The 23,283-nt window shown below is 71.3% G+C and carries 24 protein-coding genes; 7 read left to right on the top strand and 17 right to left on the bottom strand.

What is annotated here, in order from left to right:
- Nucleotides 1-102: 102 nt before the first annotated feature.
- The 4 genes from ABZS97_RS35040 to ABZS97_RS35025 all read right to left on the bottom strand — a co-directional run bounded on the left by ABZS97_RS35040 (nucleotide 103) and on the right by ABZS97_RS35025 (nucleotide 4,201).
- The gene (locus ABZS97_RS35040; RefSeq protein WP_356144495.1) at nucleotides 103-1,071 is read right to left on the bottom strand and encodes a glycoside hydrolase family 6 protein; all 969 of its coding nucleotides are present in this window, start codon (nucleotides 1,069-1,071) and stop codon (nucleotides 103-105) included.
- A gap of 233 nt (nucleotides 1,072-1,304) precedes the next feature.
- On the bottom strand, nucleotides 1,305-1,838 hold the full coding sequence (locus tag ABZS97_RS35035) for a hypothetical protein (RefSeq protein ID WP_356144493.1): 534 nt from the start codon (nucleotides 1,836-1,838) through the stop codon (nucleotides 1,305-1,307).
- 165 nt (nucleotides 1,839-2,003) lie between these two features.
- Nucleotides 2,004-2,723 (bottom strand): aspartate/glutamate racemase family protein, encoded by a 720-nt coding sequence (locus tag ABZS97_RS35030; protein ID WP_356144491.1) that lies wholly within the window; start codon nucleotides 2,721-2,723, stop codon nucleotides 2,004-2,006.
- 2 nt (nucleotides 2,724-2,725) lie between these two features.
- A complete protein-coding gene (locus tag ABZS97_RS35025; protein ID WP_356144489.1) occupies nucleotides 2,726-4,201 on the bottom strand; it encodes an NCS1 family nucleobase:cation symporter-1 in 1,476 nt (491 codons plus the stop codon).
- Nucleotides 4,202-4,358: 157 nt separating this feature from the next.
- Between ABZS97_RS35025 and ABZS97_RS35020 the strand changes: the two genes are divergently transcribed.
- Together ABZS97_RS35020 and ABZS97_RS35015 are read left to right on the top strand one after the other, a co-directional pair.
- The gene (locus ABZS97_RS35020) at nucleotides 4,359-5,057 is read left to right on the top strand and encodes a GntR family transcriptional regulator (RefSeq protein WP_356144487.1); all 699 of its coding nucleotides are present in this window, start codon (nucleotides 4,359-4,361) and stop codon (nucleotides 5,055-5,057) included.
- Complete coding sequence (locus tag ABZS97_RS35015; RefSeq protein ID WP_356144485.1) at nucleotides 5,054-5,467, top strand: (2Fe-2S) ferredoxin domain-containing protein; 414 nt, start codon at nucleotides 5,054-5,056, stop codon at nucleotides 5,465-5,467. The genes ABZS97_RS35020 and ABZS97_RS35015 overlap by 4 nt, the downstream gene beginning before the upstream one ends.
- Here the strand turns inward: ABZS97_RS35015 and pip are convergent.
- Nucleotides 5,464-6,435 (bottom strand): prolyl aminopeptidase, encoded by a 972-nt coding sequence (pip, locus tag ABZS97_RS35010; protein WP_356144483.1) that lies wholly within the window; start codon nucleotides 6,433-6,435, stop codon nucleotides 5,464-5,466. The genes ABZS97_RS35015 and pip overlap by 4 nt on opposite strands.
- Before the next feature lie 9 nt (nucleotides 6,436-6,444).
- Nucleotides 6,445-7,164, bottom strand: a complete 720-nt coding sequence (locus ABZS97_RS35005) for a uracil-DNA glycosylase (protein WP_356144481.1) — start codon at nucleotides 7,162-7,164, stop codon at nucleotides 6,445-6,447.
- A gap of 108 nt (nucleotides 7,165-7,272) precedes the next feature.
- On the opposite strand from ABZS97_RS35005, the gene ABZS97_RS35000 reads away from it, so the two are divergent.
- On the top strand, nucleotides 7,273-7,809 hold the full coding sequence (locus tag ABZS97_RS35000) for an RNA-binding S4 domain-containing protein (protein WP_356144479.1): 537 nt from the start codon (nucleotides 7,273-7,275) through the stop codon (nucleotides 7,807-7,809).
- Nucleotides 7,810-7,876: 67 nt separating this feature from the next.
- Here the strand turns inward: ABZS97_RS35000 and ABZS97_RS34995 are convergent, their stop codons facing one another.
- From ABZS97_RS34995 to ABZS97_RS34985, 3 genes are all read right to left on the bottom strand, one after another.
- On the bottom strand, nucleotides 7,877-8,341 hold the full coding sequence (locus ABZS97_RS34995) for a DoxX family protein (protein WP_356144477.1): 465 nt from the start codon (nucleotides 8,339-8,341) through the stop codon (nucleotides 7,877-7,879).
- 250 nt (nucleotides 8,342-8,591) lie between these two features.
- Nucleotides 8,592-9,269, bottom strand: a complete 678-nt coding sequence (locus tag ABZS97_RS34990; RefSeq protein WP_356144499.1) for a class I SAM-dependent methyltransferase — start codon at nucleotides 9,267-9,269, stop codon at nucleotides 8,592-8,594.
- Between the two features lie 88 nt (nucleotides 9,270-9,357).
- On the bottom strand, nucleotides 9,358-10,284 hold the full coding sequence (locus ABZS97_RS34985; protein ID WP_356144474.1) for an acyltransferase domain-containing protein: 927 nt from the start codon (nucleotides 10,282-10,284) through the stop codon (nucleotides 9,358-9,360).
- Nucleotides 10,285-10,364: 80 nt separating this feature from the next.
- Here ABZS97_RS34985 and ABZS97_RS34980 point away from each other — a divergent pair, with 80 nt between their 5' ends.
- On the top strand, nucleotides 10,365-10,631 hold the full coding sequence (locus ABZS97_RS34980) for a DUF6343 family protein (protein WP_356144472.1): 267 nt from the start codon (nucleotides 10,365-10,367) through the stop codon (nucleotides 10,629-10,631).
- A gap of 25 nt (nucleotides 10,632-10,656) precedes the next feature.
- Here ABZS97_RS34980 and ABZS97_RS34975 read toward each other — a convergent pair whose 3' ends face one another.
- The 4 genes from ABZS97_RS34975 to rpsA all read right to left on the bottom strand — a co-directional run bounded on the left by ABZS97_RS34975 (nucleotide 10,657) and on the right by rpsA (nucleotide 14,525).
- The gene (locus tag ABZS97_RS34975; protein WP_356144470.1) at nucleotides 10,657-11,037 is read right to left on the bottom strand and encodes a tetratricopeptide repeat protein; all 381 of its coding nucleotides are present in this window, start codon (nucleotides 11,035-11,037) and stop codon (nucleotides 10,657-10,659) included.
- A 115-nt stretch (nucleotides 11,038-11,152) separates the two neighbouring features.
- Nucleotides 11,153-11,755: a dephospho-CoA kinase gene (coaE, locus tag ABZS97_RS34970; RefSeq protein ID WP_356144468.1), complete on the bottom strand. Its 603-nt coding sequence runs from the start codon at nucleotides 11,753-11,755 to the stop codon at nucleotides 11,153-11,155.
- A 60-nt stretch (nucleotides 11,756-11,815) separates the two neighbouring features.
- Nucleotides 11,816-12,754 (bottom strand): PAC2 family protein, encoded by a 939-nt coding sequence (locus ABZS97_RS34965; protein WP_356144466.1) that lies wholly within the window; start codon nucleotides 12,752-12,754, stop codon nucleotides 11,816-11,818.
- Between the two features lie 271 nt (nucleotides 12,755-13,025).
- Nucleotides 13,026-14,525 (bottom strand): 30S ribosomal protein S1, encoded by a 1,500-nt coding sequence (gene rpsA / locus ABZS97_RS34960; protein ID WP_356144464.1) that lies wholly within the window; start codon nucleotides 14,523-14,525, stop codon nucleotides 13,026-13,028.
- A gap of 376 nt (nucleotides 14,526-14,901) precedes the next feature.
- On the opposite strand from rpsA, the gene ABZS97_RS34955 reads away from it, so the two are divergent.
- Together ABZS97_RS34955 and hrpB are read left to right on the top strand one after the other, a co-directional pair.
- The gene (locus ABZS97_RS34955; protein WP_356144497.1) at nucleotides 14,902-15,714 is read left to right on the top strand and encodes a class I SAM-dependent methyltransferase; all 813 of its coding nucleotides are present in this window, start codon (nucleotides 14,902-14,904) and stop codon (nucleotides 15,712-15,714) included.
- Between the two features lie 38 nt (nucleotides 15,715-15,752).
- The gene (gene hrpB / locus ABZS97_RS34950; protein ID WP_356144462.1) at nucleotides 15,753-18,263 is read left to right on the top strand and encodes an ATP-dependent helicase HrpB; all 2,511 of its coding nucleotides are present in this window, start codon (nucleotides 15,753-15,755) and stop codon (nucleotides 18,261-18,263) included.
- 6 nt (nucleotides 18,264-18,269) lie between these two features.
- On the opposite strand, the gene ABZS97_RS34945 is transcribed toward hrpB, so the two are convergent.
- From ABZS97_RS34945 to ABZS97_RS34935, 3 genes are all read right to left on the bottom strand, one after another.
- A complete protein-coding gene (locus ABZS97_RS34945; RefSeq protein WP_356144460.1) occupies nucleotides 18,270-19,262 on the bottom strand; it encodes a DUF3068 domain-containing protein in 993 nt (330 codons plus the stop codon).
- A gap of 24 nt (nucleotides 19,263-19,286) precedes the next feature.
- Nucleotides 19,287-19,421, bottom strand: a complete 135-nt coding sequence (locus tag ABZS97_RS34940; protein ID WP_356144458.1) for an SPW_0924 family protein — start codon at nucleotides 19,419-19,421, stop codon at nucleotides 19,287-19,289.
- A gap of 139 nt (nucleotides 19,422-19,560) precedes the next feature.
- Nucleotides 19,561-21,279, bottom strand: coding sequence for a lytic murein transglycosylase (locus tag ABZS97_RS34935; protein WP_356144456.1), 1,719 nt, complete (start codon nucleotides 21,277-21,279; stop codon nucleotides 19,561-19,563).
- Between the two features lie 328 nt (nucleotides 21,280-21,607).
- On the opposite strand from ABZS97_RS34935, the gene ABZS97_RS34930 reads away from it, so the two are divergent.
- Nucleotides 21,608-22,468: a DUF4184 family protein gene (locus ABZS97_RS34930; RefSeq protein ID WP_356144454.1), complete on the top strand. Its 861-nt coding sequence runs from the start codon at nucleotides 21,608-21,610 to the stop codon at nucleotides 22,466-22,468.
- Here the strand turns inward: ABZS97_RS34930 and ABZS97_RS34925 are convergent.
- On the bottom strand, nucleotides 22,389-23,159 hold the full coding sequence (locus ABZS97_RS34925; protein WP_356144452.1) for a serine hydrolase: 771 nt from the start codon (nucleotides 23,157-23,159) through the stop codon (nucleotides 22,389-22,391). The genes ABZS97_RS34930 and ABZS97_RS34925 overlap by 80 nt on opposite strands.
- Between the last annotated feature and the right edge of the window lie 124 nt (nucleotides 23,160-23,283).

Genomic DNA, 23,283 nt, shown 5'->3' with positions numbered 1-23,283 from the left:
CGGACGAAGGCCCTCGTACTGGACGTACTTGGGGCTTCGGCCGGTGCGGCGAGGGTGCGTGCCGGGCGCCGTGGGTGCTGTGCGGGACTTTCACAGCACCCCCTAGCCGCGGGCGTTGCGCGCCAGTTCCAGGGCGTACGACGGCCACCACTGTCCGGCGGCCGGTCCGCCCCGGCATGTTCCGTCCGACTCGCCCGGGCGTTTGATCCACAGGTAGGCGTCGAGGAGAGGGTTGTCCGTACGCGTCGTCGGCGGCGTGCCCAGTGCACGTCCCGGCGGATTGCACCATGTGTCGGTGCCGGCGTACGGGCCGTTGCCGTTGCGGCTGGTGTCGATGACGTAGTGCTTGCCTCCGAGGTCTTTCGACAGCCAGTCGCCGTAGGCCGAACTCGCCTTGTCGGTCTGGAAGTTGGAGACGTTCAGGGCGACTCCGTCGGCGCGTTCCGCACCCGACGTCTTCAGGGCCTCGACCATGCGCCAGGCCTCCGGGATCCAGCCGGAGTTGCCCGCGTCGAGGTAGACGTGCGTGCCCGGCTGTCGTTTGAGTCGGTCGACGGCGTACGCGAGCAGCGCGTAGCGCTCCTTGGCCACGACCCGGGTGCAGCCGGCCACCACCTGGGCGACGGCGTCCGGTTCGACGATCACGTAGGCGCCCCGGTCGCCGAGGGCCGCCGCGAACTCGTCGACCCAGGCGCGGTAGTCCGCGGCGGTCGGGGCGCCGCCGACCGAGTACTGGCCGCAGTCGCGGTTCGGGATGTAGTAGGCGGCCAGAACGGCGGTTCGGCCGGCGCGTGCGGCGGCGGTGGTGCGGGCCCGAACGAGGGGGCCGGGGTCCGGGCCGTTCAGCCAGTCGGCCTGGGGGCGGGCGGCGATGCGGTCCATGAGTGCGGCGTCGGTGGTCCGGCCCGCCCGGCGCCACTCGGCGGCCTGTCGGGCGGCGAGGGAGTCGGGTTCGGTCCAGAACGGTTCGGGATCGCCTCCGGATGCCCCGGTGCAGCACAGTCCGGCGAGCACCGCGGCGAGCAGTGCCCGTGGCACGGGTCCGGGTGCGGCGGGCAGCGATCTGGACATGGGCGGCTCCGTTCCCGCCGCCGCGGGCTGACGACAAGCCGTGGGCTGACGACAGGACGAAGGCGCCCGGGCGGCGGCTCGTCCTTCGGGGAGTGTGCGACCCTGCCGCGCGCGCTACGGCGTACCACCGGACACGTCGCCGCAGGATCACCCCGACGGACGCCGCGATCCCGTCCACCCAGCCGCGTACGCCGGTCCAGGGGTTCCGGGCCGGCGTACGCAGCCGCCTGGTGTCAGCGGCACAGGTTGGCGTGCTTTGTGTCGATCACGAACCGCTCGGGCGAGTGGAGCTTGAACGTGTTGTAGGCGGGCTTGGTGGAGAAGGCCGCCCCGAAGGAGACCACGCCCTCGAAGTCGCCGGTCAGGGCGAGACCCTTGAGCTTGGGCAGGTTGATCTTCGTCAGGCGGGGGCCCTGGTAGACCGACTGGCCCGACTGGTTGTGGGCGGCGGCCGGGGAGAGCTTGATTTCCAGGAAGTATTTTCCGGCGAGCGGGACTTTCTTCCCGGTGGCGTCGTAGCGCAGTTCCTTGACCTGTTTCACGGTGACCGGGGGAACGGTGCCCCGGACGTCGATGACGAGCCGGTCGTAGGTGCAGTGACCGCCCCATCTGGCGTTGACGACGAGTGCGGTCGCGGGAGTCTGCCGGAAGGCCGTGACCTGGTCAGCTCCCCGCTGCGGGGCCGCGGACGCGGGAATCGTGGTGCATACGGCGGTGGTGAGGAGGATGCCTGCGGCGACTACCGCGCGGCGTGGACGGTTTTCCATGACGCCCCCCGTTTCTCTTTCGCTAAGGGGACAGTGAATTCACTAGGGGAGACATTCGAGCGGCCCGTACGGTTGCATGGCCTATTTCATGATTCACCACTTTTTCCATTTTCTCGGCAGCATCCGCGAGGCGTGACGGCGTCGGTCGCCCCCGCCGGCCCCGCTTCACCCCGCCGGCCCCCGCCACTCCCTCCGCTTCGGCAACGGCTTCGCATAGCCCCCCGCCCGGCTCGTCGTCAGCCCCAACGCCACGAGCGACTCCGCCAGCTTCACCGCCGCGCCCACCCCGTCGACCACCGGCAGCCCCAGCTTCTCCCCCACCGCGCGCTGCAGACCCGTCATCCCGGCGCAGCCCAGGACCAGGACTTCCGCCCCGGCCCGGCGGGCCCGTTCGGCGGCGGCGACGAAGGCGTTCTCGGTGCGGCGGGAGTCGGCGAGCTCCAGCACGCCGAGTCCCGTGCCGACGACGGCGGCGCAGTTGCGCCCCACCCCCGCCGCTTCCAGGCTGTCCTCGATCTGCCCGCACGAGCGTTCCAGGGTGGTGACGACGCCGTAGCGGCGGCCGAGCAGACAGGCGAGATGGGCGGCGGCCTCGGTGATGTCGACGACGGGTACGTCGACCAGCTCCCGTGCGCCCTCGCGCCCGTGCTCGCCGAAGCCGGCCATCACCACGGCGTCGTACGGCGGTCCGTCGTACGTCCGCAGGGTGTCGAGGACGGCGGCGGCCGACAGGTAGCTGTCGAGCCAGCCCTCCGCGGACTCGGGCCCCCAGGTGGGGGTCAGGCCGGTCACGGTGGTGCCCGGGCCTGCTGCGGCCCGGGCACCTCGCACGATCTCCTCGGTCATCTCCTGCGTCGTATTGCAGTTGGTGACGACGATCCGCACGCTCAGCCCTCCACGAGGTCGGGGGTCGTCTCCACGGTGGCGGCACGTTCGGACCGGCACAGGACCGCGTACAGTCCGGCGGCCAGCGCCGTCCCGATGAACCAGGAGTACGGGGCGATGTCGCTGAAGGACTTCACCAGCGCGAGCACCGCGGCGACGGCTGCCGCCGGGAGGAAGGCCCACAGAGCCTTGGGGTTGACGCCCTTGCGGTAGTAGTAGCGGGAACCCGGCTCGGCGTTGAAGAGTTCCTCGACGTCGATGTCGCCGCGCTTGACCCAGTAGTAGTCGAGCATGATCACGCCGAAGAGCGGGCCGAGGAAGGCGCCGAGGCCGCCGAGGAAGTAGTTGACGACCGTGGGGTTGGAGAAGAGGTTCCACGGGGTCACGACCAGGGCCGCCACCGTGCTGATCAGGCCGCCGACCTTGAAGGTGATCTTCTGAGGCCAGACGTTGGCGAGGTCGTACGCGGGTGAGACGAAGTTGGCGACGATGTTGACGCCCATGGTGGCGATGGCGAAGGTCAGCGCGCCCAGCACCATCACCCAGGTGTTGCCGACCTTGGCGACCAGCTCGGCCGGGTCGGTGATGGCCTCGCCGAACGCCTCGATCGAACCGGCGGTGACGATGACCGACACGATGACGAAGGCCGTCGAGTTGATGGGCAGGCCCCAGAAGTTGCCGCGCCTGACGGTCTTGTAGTCCGGGGCGAAACGGGAGAAGTCACAGAAGTTGAGCATCAGCGTGCCGTACGTGGCGAGGATCAGCCCGATCGCGCCGAACCACTGCCGGAACTGCTCACCGGTGGAGACCGGGTGCGGGGTCGAGGTCAGCGAGATGGTCCAGCCGGCCTTGTAGAGCACCCAGACCGCCAGCGCGATCATGACCAACCAGATCGCGGGGCCGCAGAAGTCCTGGAACTTGCGGACCGACTCCATGCCCTGGGTGATGATCAACGCCTGGATCAGCCAGAGGGCGACGAAGGACGTCCAGCCGAGCGCGTCGAGGCCGAGGAATGAGTGGTGGGTCCAGGACACCAGGCCGGGCCAGGCCGCGAGCAGCATGACGTTGACGGCGACGGAGGCCAGATAGGTCTGGATGCCGTACCACATGATGGCGATGACGGCCCTGATCAGCGCCGGGATGTTGGCGCCCCAGACGCCGAAGCTGATGCGGCTGACGACGGGGAAGGGGACGCCGGTGCGCTGCCCGACGCGGCCCATCATGTTCATTCCGGCGTAGATGAGCACGAAGCCCACGAGCAGGGCCGTGAAGATCTGCCAGACGTTCATGCCGAGGACCAACAGGCCTGCGGCGAACGTGTAGTTGCCGAGGTTGTGGACGTCGGACATCCACATGGCGAAGAGGTCGAAGACCTTCCAGTTGCGCTTCTCCGCAGGTGCGAGGTCTTCGTTGGTGAGCCGGGGGTCGGGGACGAACACTGCTGTGCCGGTGGCTTCGGCACGGTCGGCGAGGGACACGGGGCCTCCCTGGGCAAGGGGACGGAGGAGGAGGACTGCTGGCCGTTGTCGTTTGGTATACCAAACTGCGGTCATGGTCCTCCCGTCAACCCTTTCGACCGATGTCCGCTCTGTTACGGCTCGGTAAAACACCCCCGGAGTCGGCGAAGATGGTCCCATGACGAAGATCGACCCCCCGGACCTGGAGCGGGAACCCCTCGGAGCGGTGCGCGAGCGCGTCCTGGCGACCCTGCGGCAGGAGATCATCGGCGGCCGTCTGCACCCCGGCGACCGGCTGGTGGAGCGCGAGTTGGCGGACCGCTTCGGGGTCTCCCGGGTCCCCGTCCGCGAGGCGATCCGCGCGCTGGTGGCCGAGGGCTTCGTCCTCTTCGAGACGCCGCGCCGTACCGTCGTGCGCCGCCTCACCCCGACCGACGTCGCCGAACTCTTCGAGCTGCGTGAGGCGTTGGAGGTCTACGCCGCCGGTCTCGCCGCCTCCCGCGCGACCCCGCAGGCCCTCGCGGAGCTCGCGGAGTTGCTCGACGACGCGGCCGTCGCCACCGACGCGAAGGACGCCGAGCAGATCACCGACATCAACACCCGCTTCCATGACCGCATCCTGGCCATGGCGGGCAACAGCCTGCTGATCTCGGTCATGGAACCCGTCGACGGGCGGCTGCGCTGGCTCACCCGGCAGAACGAGGAGTGGCCCCAACTCCTCACCGAACACCGCGAGTTGTACGAGTCCATCGCCTCGGGCGACCCGGACCGGGCCCGCGCCCACGCGCTCGCCCACGTGCAGGCCAACTACCGCTCGACGGTGCAGCACCTCTTCGGCGAGGAGAGCACACCCGCCGCCTCCGAAGGAGACCTGTGACCCCCGCCCGTACGGCCGTCGTCGGTGCCGCCCGGACCCGCCCCTGCACCCTCGTCGTCTGCCGCGGCTGCTGCTGCGGCGACGCGCGCAAGTACCCCGGCTACGACCACGTATGGCAGCTCGACCGGCTGCGCGCCGCGGCCACCGCCTCCGCCGGACGCCTCGCCGTCCGCACGACGGACTGCCTGGGCCCCTGCGACCAGGCCAACATCATCGTCGTACAGCCCTCCGGCGAGGGTCGCAGACGCGGTGGCAAGCCTGTCTGGATCGGCTGGTCCATGGGCGACGACTGCACCGACGAGATACTTCGCTGGGCCGAGGCCGGCGGTCCCGGCATCGCTCCGCCTCCGGCCACACTGGAGCTGCAGTTCGTGCAGACGGCGGGTGAGCGGACCCGCGCCCGGCGTTAACGGGCCGCGCGCGCCGCGTACTTGTCCGTCGCCGCCACCAGCGCGTCCACCATGTCCGGGGCTCCCATGTTGTGGCCCACCTCGTCGATGACGGTCAACTCGCTGCCCGACCAGGCCTGGTGGAGGCGCCAGACGGTGCCGAGGAGGTTGCCGAAGTCGAGGCTGCCCTGCACGAGTGTGCCCGGGACGTCCTTGAGCACAGGGGCGTCCCGGAGCACCACGCCCTCGTCGTTGCCCTCGCCGAGGAAGTGGTCGTTGCCCCAGTAGTGCGTGACGGTGCGAGCGAAGCCCAGGCGGAACGACGGGTCGTCGAAACGCTCAACCGACCCGGGCGGTGCGGGAATCGTCGCCGTCTCCCAGTCCGTCCAGGCACGCGCCGCTCTCGCCCGCACCTCGGCATCAGGCGATTCGAGCAGGCGGTTGTACGCGCCAGCCAGGTTGCCGGACCGCTCACCGACGGGCAGCTCACCGACGAATCTTTCGAAGGCCGCCGGGAAGATCTTCCCAAGTCCCCTGGTCAGCAGGGCGACTTCAGGATTCGAGCCGGTCGCGACGCCCGTCAGCACCAGCTCCGTCACGGCGTCCGGATGCGTCTGCGCGTACCGCAGCCCCAGCACCGACCCGAACGACACACCCCACATCAGCCAGCGATCGATCCCCAAGTGCCGTCGCAGCAGCTCCAGATCGGCGATCAGGTGAGCCGTCGTGTTGGCGCTCATGTCCGTCTCGTACGCGCTCGATGGCGGCGTGGAACGCCCGGCGCCGCGCTGGTCGAGCAGGACGATCCGGTATGCGGCGGGGTCGAAGTAGCGCCGGAAGCCGGGCGCACAGCCCGACCCCGGTCCGCCGTGCAGCACCACCGCCGGCTTGCCCCGCGGGTTTCCGCAGGTCTCCCAGTACACACGGTTGCCGTCTTCGACGTCGAGCATGCCGTGGTCGTACGGTTCGATCTCCGGATACAGACCCATCGCGCGACCCTAACCCGCCTCGGGCACCGTCCGCAGCCCCGCCGCCTCCGCCGCCGTACGCAGCACATCCCGCAGCATCGCGGGCGTCAGCCGCCCGGTGAAGGTGTTGCGCTGGCTGACGTGGAAGCAGCCGAAGAGCTCGATCGGGCCGCCCGGGCGCTCCAAGGTGGCCCGGGCGCCGTGCGCGAACACCGGCCTCGGCCGCGGCACCGTCCACCCCGCCTCGGCGAAGGCGGGCAACGCTGCCTGCCAGCCGAACGCGCCGAGGACCACCACCGAGCGCAGCGAGGGCCGCAGCAGCTCCAACTCCCGTACGAGCCAGGGCCGGCAGGTGTCGCGCTCCCCCGGCGTCGGCTTGTTGGCGGGCGGCGCGCAGTGCACGGGCGAGGTGACACGGACGCCGTGCAGTTCCAGGCCGTCGTCGGCCGTCACGGCGGTGGGCTGCGAAGCAAGGCCGACGTCGTACAAGGCCTGGTACAGCACGTCCCCGGAGCGGTCACCGGTGAACATCCGGCCGGTGCGGTTGCCGCCGTGCGCGGCCGGGGCGAGGCCGACGATCAGCAGGCGGGCGTCCGGCGGGCCGAAGCCGGGCACCGGGCGCCCCCAGTACGTCTCCTCGGCGAAGGCGGCGCGCTTGGTGCGGGCCACCTCCTCGCGCCACTCGACCAGCCGCGGGCACGCGCGGCACCCGGCGATCCGCGCGTCCAGTTCGGCGAGCCCATGGTCCATGACCTCACCGTACGACGTCCGACGCGTGCCGCCCGGCGGCCTGCGGGGGTGACCGCCCGACGGAAAAACCCTCCCGGCCTCTTTCCCCGGGAGGACTAAGGTCGAGGCATGGCTTCTGAGGGCGACGAGAAGGACGACGAGCAGGGCGCCGGTGGTGCGAGCGGCTCGGCCGACACGGCGGGCACGGCCGGCACGGTGAGCGCTGCTGCCGCCGCCGACGCCGCCCGTCCGGCGGGCGGCGAGAGCGTGCGGGTCGACAGCTGGATCTGGTCCGTCCGTCTCGTCAAGACCCGCTCGATGGGCGCCACCGCCTGCCGGGGCGGGCATGTGCGGGTCAACGGCGAGCGCGTCAAGCCCGCGTACGCGGTGCGCGCCGGTGATGAGGTGCGCCTGCGGCAGGCGGGCGGCAGGGAACGGATCGTCGTCGTCAAGCGCGTGATCCGCAAGCGGGTCGGTGCGCCGGTGGCGGCCGAGTGCTACGTGGACAACAGCCCGCCGCCCCCGCCGCGCGAGGCCGTCGCCCCGGCCGGTGTCCGCGACCGCGGCGCGGGCCGCCCGACCAAGCGGGACCGCCGCGAGATGGAACGCCTGCGAGGAGTCGGCGGCCCCGGCGGCGGCCCTGCCGACAGTCCCGAGGGCCCCTGAACGTACGCACGGCAGCGCTCAAGGGGCTCCCCGTGGTCACGGGGAGCCCCTTGATGTCGTACGACGCTCACGCCCGCCCTCGTACCAGCCGGACCAGCTCGGTGTTGTGGCCCCGACGGGCCCAGGCGATCAGCGCGAGCGGGAGGATCAGGATGAGCGGGGTCGCCGCGTACGGGCCGTGCAGGGCGGTGACGTTCACGATGAAGGCGCCGACCATCAGCGCGCTGAGCGCGACCGCTGCCACGGACGACAGGATCGGGATCAACAGCGCGATGCCACCGGCGAGTTCGAGCACTCCGATGAGGTACATCCCCGTGCTGCCCCAGCCGAGCTTGTCGAAGGACTCGACGGCAGTCGACTGGGCGACCAGCTTGGGCAGCGCGCTCGCGAGGGCGAAGAAGAGACCGAGCACGATCTGCAGGGCGCCCAGCGAGATCCGGGCGCCGCGGCCGCGGGATCCGGCGGCGGCCGAGGCGGGAGCGAGGGAAGCGGCGGAGGCGGCGTGGGCGACGGGGGCGGTGGTCTCGGACATCGGGGTCTCCTGTGTGAAGCAGTCGGTGTGCTTTCACAGAGGTAGACCGACCGCCCACGCCGAACTCATCGCCGTGGAGGACGATTTCCCCGACGATCTCACCGCCTGCCTCCCCCAGCCCCTCATCGACCCCGGCGCGCCACCGGCCCCAGCCCCTCATCGACCCCGGCGCGCCACCGGCCCCAGCCCCTCATCGACCCCGGCGCGCCACCGGCCCCAGCCCCTCATCGACCTCAGCCTTTCACCGACCTCAGCCCTTCACCGCCCGCACCCACGTCCCGTCCTCCGTCAGATACCGGTCCACCTTCAACCCCGCCTCCGCCAGCGCCTCTTCGAACTGCCCCTTCGTCAAAGGGCGGGCCAGGAAGGTCTGGGTCCAGGTGGCGTCCGGGAACACGTACTCCGCGTGCACGGAGTTGACTCCGTCGCCCAGGGGCTGCGCGGAGAGCATGCGGACGGTGTAGCCACCGGGATCGACCCGCTCGCGAGGGAGGTTCGTGTGGTAGTCCGCGCCCTCGCGCTGGATGAGCACGCAGCCGCCGTCCGCGACATGCCGGCCGCACGTCCGCAGCAGCCCACGACGCACCTCGACGTCCCCGGCGTGCACGAGGAACGACGCGAGCAGCACCGCGTCGAAGGTCTCGCCCAGGTCGAGTTCCTCGATGGGGCCGCATATCGTGCGCGCCCCTCGGACGCGCTCCAGCATCTCCGCCGACTCGTCCACGGCCGTGACCGTGAAGCCGCGTTCGAGCAGCGGGTGGGTCATCCGCCCGACCCCGCTGCCCAGTTCCAGCAGGCGGGCGCCCTTGGGCAGCTCCGCGGCGATGATGTCCGGCTCGTCCCTGGCGGACAGCCGCGCGTAGAGCTCGACCGCGCAGCCGTCCGGCGTGATCGCACCGGGTCCGGTCCCCTCGTATCCCTGACGCATCTCCATGCCCATGACCGTCCAACGGACACCCTGCCCGACCCGTTCCCGGCCCGCACAGGCCGGACACGCGAAACACGCCGCGCAGGCCCTACAGCGGGAACCAGCCCTGTCCGATGTACCAGTGGCCCCCGGCCCGCAGATGGTCCCCTACGGCACGCTCGACAGCGGTGCGGCGCGGCAGCGTCTCCACCGGCAGGTCCGGGTCCGCGAAGACGAACCGGACGGGTTCGGTGTCCGCCGGTTCCCTGCCCTGGTCGTCGGGGCTCGCGTGGGTGAGTCGAAAGCGCTCCTGGAACCGGACGATGTTGGAGTCCGCGGGCAGGTACCGCTTCAACTGCGGGTCGAGCAGCCAGGAGTGGCAGACGGCGGTCTCGTGCCGCTCCTGCGGATAGTGCCGGGGGAAGAACTCCCGTGCCAGCGCCAGGGACCGGTCGCAGGCGGCCGGGGAGAGCGGCCCCCGGAAGTCGGCGATGTGCAGGCTCAGACACGGGGTGCCCGGCGTCGCGTCGAGTCCCACCGCCGCGAGCTCCGAGACCGCGCGCTCATCGAGCCGCACCCGCTGGAACTGCAGTCGCCCCAGCTGGTACAGCTCCCCGCGGAAGTGCAGGGTGAGCCATTGCGGGGCCAGCACGCCTCCCCTTCCGTGCCGTCTGCGGTGCGCCGCCATATTGCGCCCGAGGTCGGCCAGGGTGTGCCGGGAGATGTCGCCCGGGATGCCGCGGTCGAGGTGGTGGGCCCGGATGTACGGCAGCGCCGCGACGAACACGTACGCCGGAAAATAGCGGCCCAGCGCGGCCGGCGCGGCGGTGAGCCGCTCGGCGAGCCTGGACCGCTCGTCGAACTCCCCCGGCGCCCCCATCCCCCGCACCAGCTCCTCGACGCACTCCTCCAGGAGCTTCACCGCCCCCGGGTCGCGCGCCAACACCCGTCGCACGGCGACCAGTTCGTTGATGTCCTCATGGGGTACCGCGAGGTCGAGCAGCAGCTCGGGAAGCTCATCGGTGTCCGGAAGCACGGTCTGGTTCTCCCGTCGATCGGATGTGTGGTGAAGGTCCGCACCGAAGAGTACGTTTTCTCATAGGAGCAGTGATCCGGATGCGTACGGGCAGTGAACCCACGACAGCGCGCAGTGCCCTGCGGCTCCGCTTCTGGCTGAGCGTGTGGGGTCTGATCTGGGCGACCTTCGGAACGGTCGCGTTCACCCTGGCCGGGCGGCCCGGCTGGGCGGCCGCGTGCGGCGTGCTGTGGCTGATCGTCACCTTCGACATGGCCATGATCCTGCGGCACATCCACCAGGGGCCGCACTACCAGCCCGGCCGCGACATCCCGCCGTACCGGCCGCCGGAACACCGGCTTCCGTAGAGCCTGCCGGCCGGCCTCCCGGCGATCACGAGTCGAAGCGCGCCGCTTTCAGGTACTGCGGCTTCGGGTCGAGCGCCGCCGCGAGCCGGAAGTGCCGCTTGGCCTGGTCCGGGCGCAGCTGGCGCTCATAGGTGCGGGCGAGCGCGAAGTGCGCGAACGCGTTGTCCGGCTCGCGCTCCAGGACGATGGTGAACTCCAGCTCGGCGGGCCGCAGTTGTGCGGCGGCGAAGAAGGCACGCGCGCGCAGCAGCCGCGCGGCCGTGTTCTCGGGGTACGCGGCGATGACTGAGTCGAGCAGCTTCACCGCGCCCCGCGGATCCCGCGCGGCGAGCAGATGCTCGGCGGCACGGAAGTCGATGACATGCGTCTCCGGAGTACGTCCAGTGGAACCGCTGGTCTCGGGCACGGCTGAGTCCTTCCCTCACTGACCCGGTTCAACGCCCGGACAAGGGGCCCCTATTCCGGGCTCCGCCGTGCTCCTGTGCGGACGTGGCCCGCACATGGGTGCCGTCGGCCGCGGGCTACGCGCCCGCCGCCCGCCGTACGAGATCCGCCCAGACCTCCCGGACCCGCTGCTCCAGCTCCTGAAGCGGTACGTCGTTGTCGATGACGATGTCCGCGATCTCCAGGCGCTTTTCGCGGGTGGCCTGGGCGGCCATGCGGGCGCGGGCGTCCTCCTCGGTCATGCCACGCAGCCGTACAAGGCGGTCGAGCTGTGTCCCGGGGCGGACGTCGACGACGACCACGACGTCGTACAGCGCCGCCATGCCGTTCTCGGCGAGCAGCGGTACGTCGTGCACGACGACGGCGTCCGGTGCGGCGGCGTTCTCCAGTTCGCGGGAGCGGGCGCCAACCAGGGGGTGCACGATCGCGTTCAGCGTCGCGAGCCGCGCCGGGTCCGCGAAGACGATCGAGCCCAGCTTGGGCCGGTCGAGGCCGCCGTCCGGCGCGAGCACGTCCTTGCCGAAGGCCTCGACCACCGCGGCCAGCCCGGCAGTTCCGGGCGCGACGACCTCCCGCGCGATCCTGTCCGCGTCGATCAGCACCGCGCCCTGCTCGACGAGCAGCCGCGACACCTCGCTCTTGCCGGCGCCGATACCGCCGGTCAGGCCCACCTTCAGCATGACCGGAAGCTTAGGCCCTGCCTCCGACAGCGACGCTGGAGCCCCCGCGGGCCCGGGAGGTCAGGCGTCGCCCTCGCGCTCCGCCAGGAACCGCTCGAATTCGAGGCCGATCTCGTCCGCCGACGGGATGTCGACGGGTTCGGCGAGCATGTTGCCCCGGGACTCGGAGCCCGCGGCGGCGTCGTACTGGTGCTCAAGGCCCTGGACCAGGGCGACCAGTTCCTCGTCGCCCTCCTGGATCTGCCGGTCGATCTCCGTCTGCGTGCGGTGCGCCTCGGTGCGCAGGGAGTGCGCGATGCCGGGAAGCACCAGCCCCGTCGCGGCGGTGATCGACTCCAGGACGGTCAGTGCGGCGTCCGGGTACGGGGAGCGCGCGATGTAGTGCGGTACGTGCGCGGCGACGCCCAGGACGTCGAATCCGCCCTCCATGAGGCGGTACTCGACGAGGGCCTCGGCGCTGCCGGGGACCTGTGCCTCGTCGAAGGGGCTGCGGTGGCCCGGGACGAGGTCGGTGCGGTTGCCGTGCGGGGTCACGCCCACCGGACGGGTGTGCGGGACGCCCATGGGGATGCCGTGGAAGTTCACGGACAGACGCACGCCGAGCCGCTCCACGATCTGCTGGACGGCGGCGGCGAAGCGCTCCCACTCGACGTCAGGCTCGGGGCCGGACAGGAGCAGGAAGGGCGCGCCGGTGGCGTCCTGGACGAGCCGGACGTCGAGGGTGGGCTCCTCGTAGTCGGTCCAGCGGTCGCGCTTGAACGTCAGCAGCGGGCGCCGGGCTCGGTAGTCCACGAGCCGGTCGTGGTCGAAACGGGCCACGACCTGGTGGGGCAGCGAGTCGAGCAGCCGGTCCACGATCTGGTCGCCGGTCTCGCCCGCGTCGATGTATCCGTCGAAGTGGTAGAGCATGACAAGACCGGCCGACTCCTGGGCGAGCGCCATGTCGACGACTGCCAGGCCCTTCGGCTCCCATGCGTACAAACCCTGCGGATCAAGCACAGTGACCGCTCCTCCTCGTGTTCGTACTGCACAACGTGCTGCGCGGCGCGGGCATTCCCGGCCCGCGCCGCGTGGGCGTCACCTCTTATCGACTTCTCAGCCGCTGGAGTCCCGCCGGACCCTGCCTGGAACGTCTTCACGCGCGCGTGGGGAGCGGTCACCGCCTCGGGCGCGCACGGCAACGCTCCGTGCTGCCACCACACGCACTGCGGGCCCGCACCCAGATGGGTGCGGGCCCGCAGTTCAGCGACAGGCGCCTAGCGGTGAGCTATCAGCTCTGGCCGCCGGCGAGCTTCTCGCGGAGGGCAGCCAGGGCCTCGTCCGACGCCAGGGCGCCGGAGTTGTCGTCCGACTCCGAGGAGTACGAACCGCCACCGGACGCGGCCGGGGCCGCGCTGGAGGTGCTGGCACCCTCGGCCTCGGCCTGAGCGTCGGCCTCGCGGGACTTGATGACCTGAGCCTGGTGCTGCTCGAAGCGCTGCTGCGCCTCGGCGTACTGGCCCTCCCAAGCCTCGCGCTGGGTCTCGAAGCCCTCGAGCCAGTCGTTCGTCTCGGGGTCGAAGCCCTCGGGGTAGATGTAGTTGCCCTGGTCGTCGTACGACGCGGCCATGCCGTACAGCGTCGGGTCGAACTCGACCGAGGCCGGGTCGGCACCGAAGGACTCGTTGGCCTGCTTCAGCGAGAGGCTGATACGGCGGCGCTCGAGGTCGATGTCGATGACCTTGACGAAGATCTCGTCGTTGACCTGGACGACCTGCTCCGGGATCTCCACGTGGCGCTCGGCCAGCTCGGAGATGTGGACCAGACCCTCGATGCCCTCGTCCACGCGGACGAACGCACCGAACGGGACGAGCTTCGTGACCTTACCCGGGACGACCTGACCGATCTGGTGGGTCCGGGCGAACTGCTGCCACGGGTCTTCCTGCGTCGCCTTCAGCGACAGGGAGACACGCTCGCGGTCCATGTCGACGTCGAGGACCTCGACGGTGACTTCCTGGCCGACCTCGACAACCTCGGAGGGGTGGTCGATGTGCTTCCAGGACAGCTCGGAGACGTGAACCAGACCGTCGACGCCACCCAGGTCCACGAAGGCACCGAAGTTGACGATCGAGGAGACGACGCCGGAGCGGACCTGACCCTTCTGGAGGGTCGTGAGGAACGTCTGGCGGACCTCGGACTGGGTCTGCTCCAGCCAGGCACGGCGGGACAGGACCACGTTGTTGCGGTTCTTGTCCAGCTCGATGATCTTCGCCTCGAGCTCCTTGCCCACGTAGGGCTGGAGGTCGCGGACGCGGCGCATCTCGACGAGGGAGGCCGGCAGGAAGCCACGGAGGCCGATGTCGAGGATGAGACCACCCTTGACGACCTCGATGACGGTGCCGGTGACGATGCCGTCCTCTTCCTTGATCTTCTCGATGGTGCCCCAGGCGCGCTCGTACTGGGCACGCTTCTTCGAGAGGATCAGGCGGCCTTCCTTGTCCTCCTTCTGGAGAACAAGGGCTTCGATCTCGTCACCGACGGCGACGACCTCATTGGGGTCGACGTCGTGCTTGATCGAGAGCTCGCGGCTCGGGATGACACCTTCGGTCTTGTAACCGATGTCGAGGAGAACCTCGTCCCGGTCAACCTTGACGATGACGCCGTCGACGATGTCGCCATCGTTGAAGTACTTGATCGTCTCGTCGATAGCGGCGAGGAAAGCTTCCTCGTTACCGATGTCGTTGACCGCAACCTGCGGGGTGGTGGCGGTGGTCTCGGTGCTGCTCGTCATGTGGGAAAGGGCTCCGGTACGGACGGTGAGTCGTAGGTACTGCTTACGCCGGGAGCCCGTTTCGCTCTGCAGAAGGCCGGACAGCCAAGGAAGCGCCCGACCCGGTTACCCGGGGGCGCCTCGACAACCGAGGGGACATACATACAGATGCGAGCGCAACCTGCTACGTCTGAGGTAGGCAGGCTCGCAGCGCAACTTGTAGCATACGGGGGCAGCCGGGCAGGGTCAATGCGCGAAGGCGCACACCCGGGGCGGAACACCGCATACCCGGCACAAGAACTGTCCCCCGAGGCCAAGCGCGCCTGGGGAACCCCTTCCGTGACACCTTCCGGAGCGGGTTGGACGGAAGAGACCGCAGACTAATACCCGGGAGCCGATCATCCAAGAGCCCGAAGCGTTCGAGCCCGAAGCCACCCGTCGCTCGGCCGACGTCACGGAAAGTTCCCGGGCCAACCGGGGCTGGTGGGACCGGAACGCGGACGAGTACCAGACCGAGCACGGCACGTTCCTCGGTGACGACCGGTTCGTGTGGTGCCCGGAGGGACTCGACGAGGTGGAGGCCGAGCTGCTCGGTCCGCCGGAGGACCTCAAGGACAAGGACATTCTGGAGATCGGCGCCGGTGCGGCGCAGTGCTCGCGCTGGCTGGCGGGCCAGGGGGCGCGTCCGGTGGCCCTGGACCTCTCCCACCGCCAGCTGCAGCACGCGCTGCGGATCGGCGGCTCCGTCCCCCTGGTGGAGGCCGACGCGGGCGCCCTGCCCTTCGCGGACGGCTCCTTCGACCTCGCGTGCTCGGCGTACGGCGCGCTGCCGTTCGTCGCCGATCCGGTACTCGTCCTGCGTGAGGTGCACCGGGTCCTGCGTCCGGGCGGACGCTTCGTCTTCTCGGTGACGCATCCGATCCGCTGGGCCTTCCCGGACGAGCCGGGCCCCGAGGGTCTGTCGGTGGCCGCCTCGTACTTCGACCGCACCCCTTATGTGGAGCAGGACGACGAGGGGCACGCGGTGTACGTCGAGCACCACAGGACGGTCGGCGACCGCGTGCGCGACGTGGTGGCCGGCGGCTTCCGCCTGGTCGACCTCGTCGAGCCGCAGTGGCCCGCCTGGAACACCCAGGAGTGGGGCGGCTGGTCCCCGCTGCGCGGCAACCTGATCCCGGGCACGGCGATCTTCGTCTGCGATCGGGACTGAGGGTCACCGGCCGTCCGGCCGCGTACGACACTGGGCGGGTGATCCGTTACGACGCCCTGGACCAGCTGCCCGTACGCGGCGCCCTGCCCGGCCTGCACGACGCCCTGGAGGCGCACGGCGGCGCCGTGCTCGTCGCGCCGCCCGGCACCGGCAAGACGACGCTGGTGCCGCTGGTGCTCGCCGGTCTGGTCGGCGAGGGGGCCGCGCGCCGGGTCGTGGTCGCCGAGCCCCGGCGGATCGCCGCGCGGGCGGCGGCGCGGCGGATGGCGTGGCTGCTCGGGGAGAAGGTCGGCGACAGCGTCGGGTACACGGTGCGCGGGGAGCGGGTGGTGGGCCCACGCGCGCGCGTGGAGGTCGTCACGACCGGCGTGCTGCTGCAGCGGCTCCAGCGCGACCAGGAGCTGGCGGGCGTGGACGTGGTGGTGCTCGACGAGTGCCATGAGCGACACCTGGACGCGGACACCGTCGCCGCGTTCCTCGTCGACGTACGCGCCGCGCTCCGTCCCGAGCTGAAATTGGTGGCCGCCTCCGCGACCACGGACGCCGGCGGCTGGGCGCGGGTGCTGGGTGACGTGCCGGTCGTCGAGGCGCAGGGCGTCTCGCATCCCGTCGAGGTGGTGTGGACGCCGCCCGCCCGGCCCGTACGGCCGCCGCACGGCATGCGGGTGGACCCGGCGCTGCTGACACACGTGGCGTCGGCGGTGAGGCGGGCCCTGGCGGAGCGCGAAGGGGACGTCCTCTGCTTCCTCCCCGGGGTCGGGGAGATCGCCCGGGTCGCCGGGCAGCTCGGCGGTCTCGCCGAGGTCGAGGTGCTCCAGGTGCACGGACGGGCCCCGGCGGCCGTGCAGGACGCGGTGCTGGCGGGGGGCACACGGCGCCGGGTGGTGCTCGCGACCGCGGTGGCCGAGTCGTCGCTGACGGTGCCGGGTGTCCGGGTGGTCGTGGACTCGGGGCTCGCGCGGGAGCCGCGGGTGGACCACGCGCGCGGGCTTAGCGCGCTCACGACGGTACGGGCCTCGCAGGCCGCGGGGCGCCAGCGCGCGGGGCGGGCCGGGCGGGAGGCGCCGGGTGCGGTCTACCGGTGCTGGGCGGAGGCGGAGGACGCCCGTCTGCCGCGTTTCCCCTCCCCCGAGATCAAGGTGGCCGACCTGACGGCGTTCGCTCTCCAGGCGGCCTGCTGGGGCGATCCCGAGGCCTCCGGGCTGGCGCTGCTGGATCCGCCGCCGGGCGGGGCGATGGCCGCCGCGCGGTCCGTCCTCACGGCGGTCGGTGCGGTCGACCCGGCGGGCCGGGCCACCGAGCGCGGCGTCCGGATGGCCCGCCTCGGCCTGCATCCCCGGCTCGCCCGCGCCCTGCTGGACGCGGCCCCCGAAGTGGGCGCGGAGCGGGCCGCCGAGGTCGTCGCCCTGCTGAGCGAGGAGCCGCCCCGGGAGTACGGCGACGATCTCGCCGCGGCCTGGCGAGCCGCCCGGCGCGGCGGCGACGCGTACGCGACCCGCTGGCGCACGGAGGCCCGGCGCCTGCGAGCCGCGTCCTCGCCCGCCAGGGCCGCCGCGGGCGGGCCGGCGGCCGTGGGGGACGATCGCGTCGTTGCTCTCGTGGCCGCCCTCGCCTTCCCGGAGCGGGTCGCGCGGGCGCAAGGGGGTTCGTACCTGATGGTGTCCGGGACCCGGGCCGAGGTCGCCGACGGATCAGGGCTGCGGGGAGCGCCTTGGCTCGCCGTCGCCGTCGCGGATCGGCCCGTGGGAGCGGGGCACGCGCGCGTGCGGCTCGGGGCGGCGGTGGACGAGGAGACCGCGCGGCGGGCCGCCGGGGCGCTGCACGGGGAGGGCGACGAGGTCCACTGGGCCGACGGGGACGTGGTGGCCCGGCGGGTCGAGCGCCTGGGTGCGGTGGAGCTGACGGTACGGCCGATCAGGAACGCCGACCCCGGACTCGTACGGCAGGCGCTTGTTGAAGGGCTGCGGGAGGAGGGGCTGTCGCTGCTGCGGTGGACTCGGGACAGCGAGGCCCTGCGGCAGCGGCTCGCCTTTCTGCGGCTGCACCTCGGCGCGCCGTGGCCCGAGGTGTCCGACGACGCCCTCCACGCGCGCGTGGACGAGTGGTTGGAGCCGGAGTTGGGCCGGGCACGCCGACGCGCCGATCTGGGCCGCATCGATGCCGGGCAGGCGCTGACCCGGCTGCTGCCGTGGGCCTCCGGGGAGGCGGCACGGCTCGACGAGCTCGCCCCGGAGCGGGTCGAGGTGCCGAGCGGGTCCGCGATCCGGATCGACTACGGCGACCCCGAGCGGCCCGTGCTGGCGGTGAAACTCCAGGAGATGTTCGGCCTGGCGCGGACACCGCGGGTGGCGGGCGTGCCCCTGCTCGTGCATCTCCTGTCCCCCGCCGGGCGGCCCGCCGCCGTCACCGCCGACCTGGAGTCCTTCTGGAAGGACGGCTACAAGGCTGTACGGGCCGAACTGCGCGGCCGCTACCCCAAGCACCCGTGGCCCGAGGACCCGGCGACCGCGGCGCCGACGCGGCACACCAACGCGCGGCTGGGGCGCTGACCTGGTTCAGGCGCTGACCGGTTCGGGTTCCGCGGCCTCGGCGGGTGTCGGGTCGCCCGGGCGGCGGCTGCGCGCCTCCAGGTAGAGGGAGAGCGCCAGGAGCCCGATGCCGAGGCTCAGGAAGCCCCAGGGCAGGTACGACGTCAGCAGCAGGATCGTGGTGCGGTTGGACTTGACCAGGGCGACGGTGTGCTCGATGTAGTCCTCGCGCATCTTCACGTGCCCGGCGAACGCGGTGACCTTGTCGCGGTCGCCCAGGAGGGTGCCGCCGCGCAGCTCCTCCTTGTGGATCTCCTCGCCGTAGACGGGCGCCCCGGTGACGGGTTCGACCCAGAACTTGCGGACGGTGGTGTACCACATGGCGGTGCCGGTCTTGGCGAGCGATTCCCGGGTGATGCCCTTGACGGGCATGGTCCGGGGGAAGTGGACCTTGGTCCAGGGGATGGTCTGCTCGAAGTAGTAGACCTTGAGGCCGCGGAAGTCCTGGGTGCCCTTGTAGTGGATGGGGGCGGTGGTGCGGGTCTGCGCGTCGAAGTACTCGTAGTCCCGTTTCTCGGTGAGGAAGGGCCACTTGAACTCGATGCCGTTCCGGCGCACCGCGTCGCCGTCGACCATCTCGCCGGTGGCGTGCACGGGTTCCTGGCTGTGGGCGTCGAAGATGTAGCGCTCGGGGATCTTGGAGATCATCTTGCCGTCGGGGCCCTGGACGTAGGAGAGGGAGTCCCAGACCACCACGTCCCGTCCGGCGGTCTTCTCGATCTTCTCCGAGGCCTCGACGTTGCCCTTGAGGGTCTGCACGACGGTCACCTTGGGGACGGTCCTGGCCTTCATCGTGCCGTAGTCGATGAGGGTGGCGTTCTTCGCCTCCAGGACCATGTCCTGGTACTGGCCCGCCGGGATCTTCGCCAGTCGCGGGAAGGCGTACCAGCGCAGCAGCGGGGACAGCGCCGCGAAGAACACGGCGAGGGCGAGCAGGATGAGGCTGGCCTTGCGGCGCATCTCGGCGTCCTCCCTGTGCGTGCGTTACGGGTGCTCGGGGACCGTGGTGAGCAGCGGCTTCGGTGAGGTCGTGCCGGTCGGCGAACCCAGGGCCGTGACGGTGAGGACCAGGGCGAAGGCCAGCGCGAGACCGGTCGCGGCGGCGATGAGTGCGCGCATGCGGGCCTCCCGGAACGGATGCATCTGATACAGCGTCAGGTCCGGCACGGTAGCAACGGCGGCGCGAGATGAGAACACGTTGCACACACAACGAAGGCGCCCCTCCGCGGAAAACGGAGGGGCGCCGCTGAACGAGGTCCTACGAGGCGGCGGCCGCCACCTTCAGCTCGACGGTCAGCGTGGCGCCGCCGGTGGTGTTGATGCGGAGCAGGAAGGTGCCGGTCGCGTCGTCGGCGTACAGCTTCGGCAGTTCGAGCAGGCCGTCGGCGTCCGTCTTGAGGTCCTTCAGGGTGCGGATCGGCTTGCCGTCCGCGTCCTTGAAGTAGGGGCCCTTGTCGTTCTCGGCGGCGTCGTCGGCCGACTTGACGAGTGTCGCGGTGGCCGCGACCCCGTCGGCGACGGCGTCCTTGTACGTCGCCTTCACCTTGACCCGTTCGGCGAACTCGCCGCCCGGCACGCAGGTCAGCGCGGTGTCGCTGGTGCGGGCGAGGGTGTCGGCCTGGCGCGGGGTGACGGTCGCGGTGTAGTCGAGGCCGGGCAGGACGCGGCCCACCACGGTGGCGCGGACGGTGAAGTCGCCGGTCGTCTCGCCCGCCACGATCGCGGGCGCGGTGGCCCTGCCCGCGAAGTTGGTGACGAGGGTGGCGTACTTCTCGCCGCCGCTGAAGGTCGCGTCCGTGTCGCCGACGATCGCGAAGCGGATGCGGACTCTCGCGACGGCCTTGTCGGCCTTGGTCTCGGGCTGGACGGTGACCTTCTCGGCGAAGGTGTCGCCGGCGGTCGCGGTGAGCTTGCCGGTGCTCGCGTTCGCCAGGTGGTCCACCGTTTCGGTGGGCGTGGGAGGTGTGGGGCTGGGGCTCGGCGTGCCGGGCGTGGGCTTCGTCGGCGGCGGGGTCGGAGTGGGGCTGCCCGAGCCGTCGCCGCCCGGGGTGGGCGGGGTCGGCTTCGGCTTGGTCGGCTTCGTGGTGTCCGGCTTGGGCGTGGCCGGGGTGGAGGGGGACGGGCTGGGGGTCGGCCCGTTGGAATCGTCGCTGTGGTGCGAGGGCAGCGAACCCGTGCCGTCGGGAACCTCGTGCGTGCCCTTGCGGTAGTACTCCAGCCACGACAGGACGGTGTTGAGGTACGCCGTCGAGTTGTTGTAGCTGAGGATCGAGGCGTTCATCTGCGACTGGACCGACATGTCGTGGCCGAAGCGGCACAGGTAGTGGCCGGCGGAGAGGGCCGCGTCGTAGACGTTGTTGGGGTCCTTCTTGCCGTCGCCGTTGCCGTCGCGGCCGGCCCACTCCCAGGTGGAGGGGATGAACTGCATCGGTCCGACCGCGCGGTCGTAGCCGCTGTCGCCGTCGTAGGCGCCGTTGTCGGTGTCGGGTATGAGCGCGAAGCCGTTGCCGTCGAGTTTGGGGCCGAGGATCGGCGAGTACGTCGTCCCGCCCGCGTCGACGCGGCCGCCGCGGGCTTGGCCCGACTCGACCTTGCCGATGGCGGCGAGGAGCTGCCAGGGCAGGTTGCAGCCCGGCTTGGACTCGCGCAGGGACGCCTCGGCCTTCTTGTAGGCGTCGAGGACGGTCGCGGGGATGCCGGCCTCGGCCTCGCCCGTGCCGATCGGAGAGGTCCCGCCGGGGCTGGGCGCCGGGTTGGGGCTCTGCAGGGGCGGAAGGTCCGTGTAGTAACGGGAGTTGCCCGTCGCGGTGCCGTCTTCCTGCACGTCGGGGGTCGGCTGGGCGCCGGTGGTCTGTCTGCCCTGGTTGTCGGTCGTCACTCCCGGAGCCTGGGACGCGGACAGTGCCGCGACCGCTGCCGCGGCCACTGCGGTGGTGGCCGCCGCCTTGAGCAGCCTCCTGTCGAAATGCGCCGCCATTGAGTGAACCCCTCCCGTGGACGACCGCCCGCGCTCCGCGCGTTCCTCTGCTGTTCGACCGCGCTCCCCAGCACGGTGACCCAGGTGACCCTACGACAACTTCCGTTGCCCGGGCACCCGTCCGCGCCCGGTTTTCACCGGTTGGCCATGTTCGGTTGTACGGGGCGACGGCAGCCGGTGGCCCGGACAACGCCGGGGCGGCGGTTCTCCCGCACGCTCCTCTGCCCTTCCGGTGCCTTTTCCCGCAGCTTTTCCCGCCTCCCGCATACTGGGCGTCTGTGATCGCCGGGACCACACGCTCGGCCAACATCCTTCGCGGGGAGCCGACTTGCCCTTCACTCTCAGCCATGCGGCGGCCGTGCTGCCCGCCGTACGCGGCGACGGAAGCGGCCGGGGCCGACTGGTGCCCGCGGTCCTCGTCGCCGGTTCGTTCTCTCCCGACATGACCTACTACGTCGCGAGTGTGCTCCCGGGAGCGATGGAGTTCGGCGACTTCACGCACTCCTTCGCCGGCGTCTTCACCCTCGACGTGCTCGTCGCCTGGGCGCTCGTGGGCCTGTGGCTGGTGCTGCGCGAGCCGCTGGTGGCGCTGCTGCCACGAGCCCGGCAGGCGCGGCCCGCGGGACTGTTGCGCTGCGGGATGCCACGCGAGCGGGTGCGCCCGGAACTGGCGGCATGGTGGTACGTCTCGGCTGCGGTCGGCGCACTGACCCATGTCGTGTGGGACGCGTTCACTCATCTCGACCGGTGGGGGATGCGACTGTTTCCCGTACTGGGGCGACAGGTGGCGGGCTCGCCCCTGTACTGGTACCTGCAGTACGGCGGTTCGGCGGTGGCGGCCGTCATCATCACCGTCTTCGTGGTGATCGCGCTGCGGCGGACCCCGGTGCCGACGGAACGGCCGACCGGGGTGCCCGAACTGTCCGCGTCCGACCGGTGGTTGGCGGGAGCCGTGATCGGGGGCTGCGCGGCGGTGGCCGCGGTGCAGCGGGCTTCACGCTGGTGGGCCTTCCACAGAGCCGAGGCAAAGCCGTGGGAGCTGATCCCGACACTGTGCTTCGGCGCCGGGGCGGGCCTGGTCCTGGGACTTCTCCTGTACGCCCTCGGAGTCAGGGCATGGCGCCCGGCTCCCACCCCGCCCCGCCGGGCGCGGGACCGTACGGAGCCGAGCCGTCCGGCAGCTCACTGATCTCACGCTCCGGGGTCAGACCACGGGCGGCACCGCGGCCGGGGTCGGGACCGGTGTCGCCGTTGAGGCCGCGGTGGACCGCTTGTGCGATGCGCTCGATGGTGCGGACGCCGTACGCCATCGTCGGGTTGTCGTGCGAGAGGACGACGATGCGGTACGTGCGGTGGGGGCCGGTGAACGCGCCGACGCTGTGCACCCGCCAGCCGTGCGTGGACCGCGGCAGCCAGCCGTTCTTGAGGTGGGCCTTCAGGCCGCGCGGCATCCCGGCCGGCACACCCCAGCGCTGGTCGCTGCGGACCTGGCCGAGCAGCTTCAGGCCGTAGGCGCGGCTCTTGAGGAACGAGCCGGTGCGGGTGAGCACGTCGAGCAGGCGCAGCTGGTCGGCGGCCGTGGTGCGGGTCAGACCCCAGTAGTCGCCGGGGCCCAGCACGGTGCCGCTGGTTCCGGCGAGGGCCAGTAGGCGGCCCAGGTCGATGCGGCCGACGCCGGCCCACAGCCGTCGGGCGGCCGTGTTGTCGGACCTGGTGATCATGGGACGAAGGTTGGCCAGCTCCCAGCTCGTGAGCCGGCGCCCCAGCTGTTCCGCCCTGCGCAGGACCGCCTCCATGATCATGACCTTGACGATGCTCGCCGAGTCGTACTGGCGCGTGCCCGCGAGGGCGCACGTCAGCCCGGTGTCGTCGTCGTGCACCGCCAGGGACACGGTGCCCTGGCGGGACGCACCAACTGCCGAAGGAGAGCCACCACTTGCCGTTGTCGTCGACGAAGAGGTTCGGGTCGATGGCGTTGTAGTCGCTGGAGGTCGTGGACGTGTA

This window comes from Streptomyces sp. NPDC005485, assembly GCF_040606085.1.
In the GTDB taxonomy this organism is placed as follows: domain Bacteria; phylum Actinomycetota; class Actinomycetes; order Streptomycetales; family Streptomycetaceae; genus Streptomyces.
The sequence above is the reverse complement of the archived record's forward strand: the minus strand, read 5'-3'. Positions and strand labels throughout refer to the sequence as shown.

Bases quoted from the DNA above. Each gene is read 5' to 3' on its own strand.
- rpsA (WP_356144464.1), bottom strand. From the start codon at position 14,525: ATGACGAGCAGCACCGAGACCACCGCCACCACCCCGCAGGTTGCGGTC.
- ABZS97_RS35020 (WP_356144487.1), top strand. From the start codon at position 4,359: ATGACGAAGATCGACCCCCCGGACCTGGAGCGGGAACCCCTCGGAGCG.
- ABZS97_RS34995 (WP_356144477.1), bottom strand. From the start codon at position 8,341: ATGTCCGAGACCACCGCCCCCGTCGCCCACGCCGCCTCCGCCGCTTCC.
- ABZS97_RS35035 (WP_356144493.1), bottom strand. From the start codon at position 1,838: ATGGAAAACCGTCCACGCCGCGCGGTAGTCGCCGCAGGCATCCTCCTC.
- pip (WP_356144483.1), bottom strand. From the start codon at position 6,435: ATGGGTCTGTATCCGGAGATCGAACCGTACGACCACGGCATGCTCGAC.
- ABZS97_RS35000 (WP_356144479.1), top strand. From the start codon at position 7,273: ATGGCTTCTGAGGGCGACGAGAAGGACGACGAGCAGGGCGCCGGTGGT.
- ABZS97_RS34980 (WP_356144472.1), top strand. From the start codon at position 10,365: ATGCGTACGGGCAGTGAACCCACGACAGCGCGCAGTGCCCTGCGGCTC.
- ABZS97_RS34945 (WP_356144460.1), bottom strand. From the start codon at position 19,262: ATGCGCCGCAAGGCCAGCCTCATCCTGCTCGCCCTCGCCGTGTTCTTC.
- ABZS97_RS34935 (WP_356144456.1), bottom strand. From the start codon at position 21,279: ATGGCGGCGCATTTCGACAGGAGGCTGCTCAAGGCGGCGGCCACCACC.
- coaE (WP_356144468.1), bottom strand. From the start codon at position 11,755: ATGCTGAAGGTGGGCCTGACCGGCGGTATCGGCGCCGGCAAGAGCGAG.
- ABZS97_RS35040 (WP_356144495.1), bottom strand. From the start codon at position 1,071: ATGTCCAGATCGCTGCCCGCCGCACCCGGACCCGTGCCACGGGCACTG.
- ABZS97_RS34990 (WP_356144499.1), bottom strand. From the start codon at position 9,269: ATGCGTCAGGGATACGAGGGGACCGGACCCGGTGCGATCACGCCGGAC.
- ABZS97_RS34940 (WP_356144458.1), bottom strand. From the start codon at position 19,421: ATGCGCGCACTCATCGCCGCCGCGACCGGTCTCGCGCTGGCCTTCGCC.
- ABZS97_RS35005 (WP_356144481.1), bottom strand. From the start codon at position 7,164: ATGGACCATGGGCTCGCCGAACTGGACGCGCGGATCGCCGGGTGCCGC.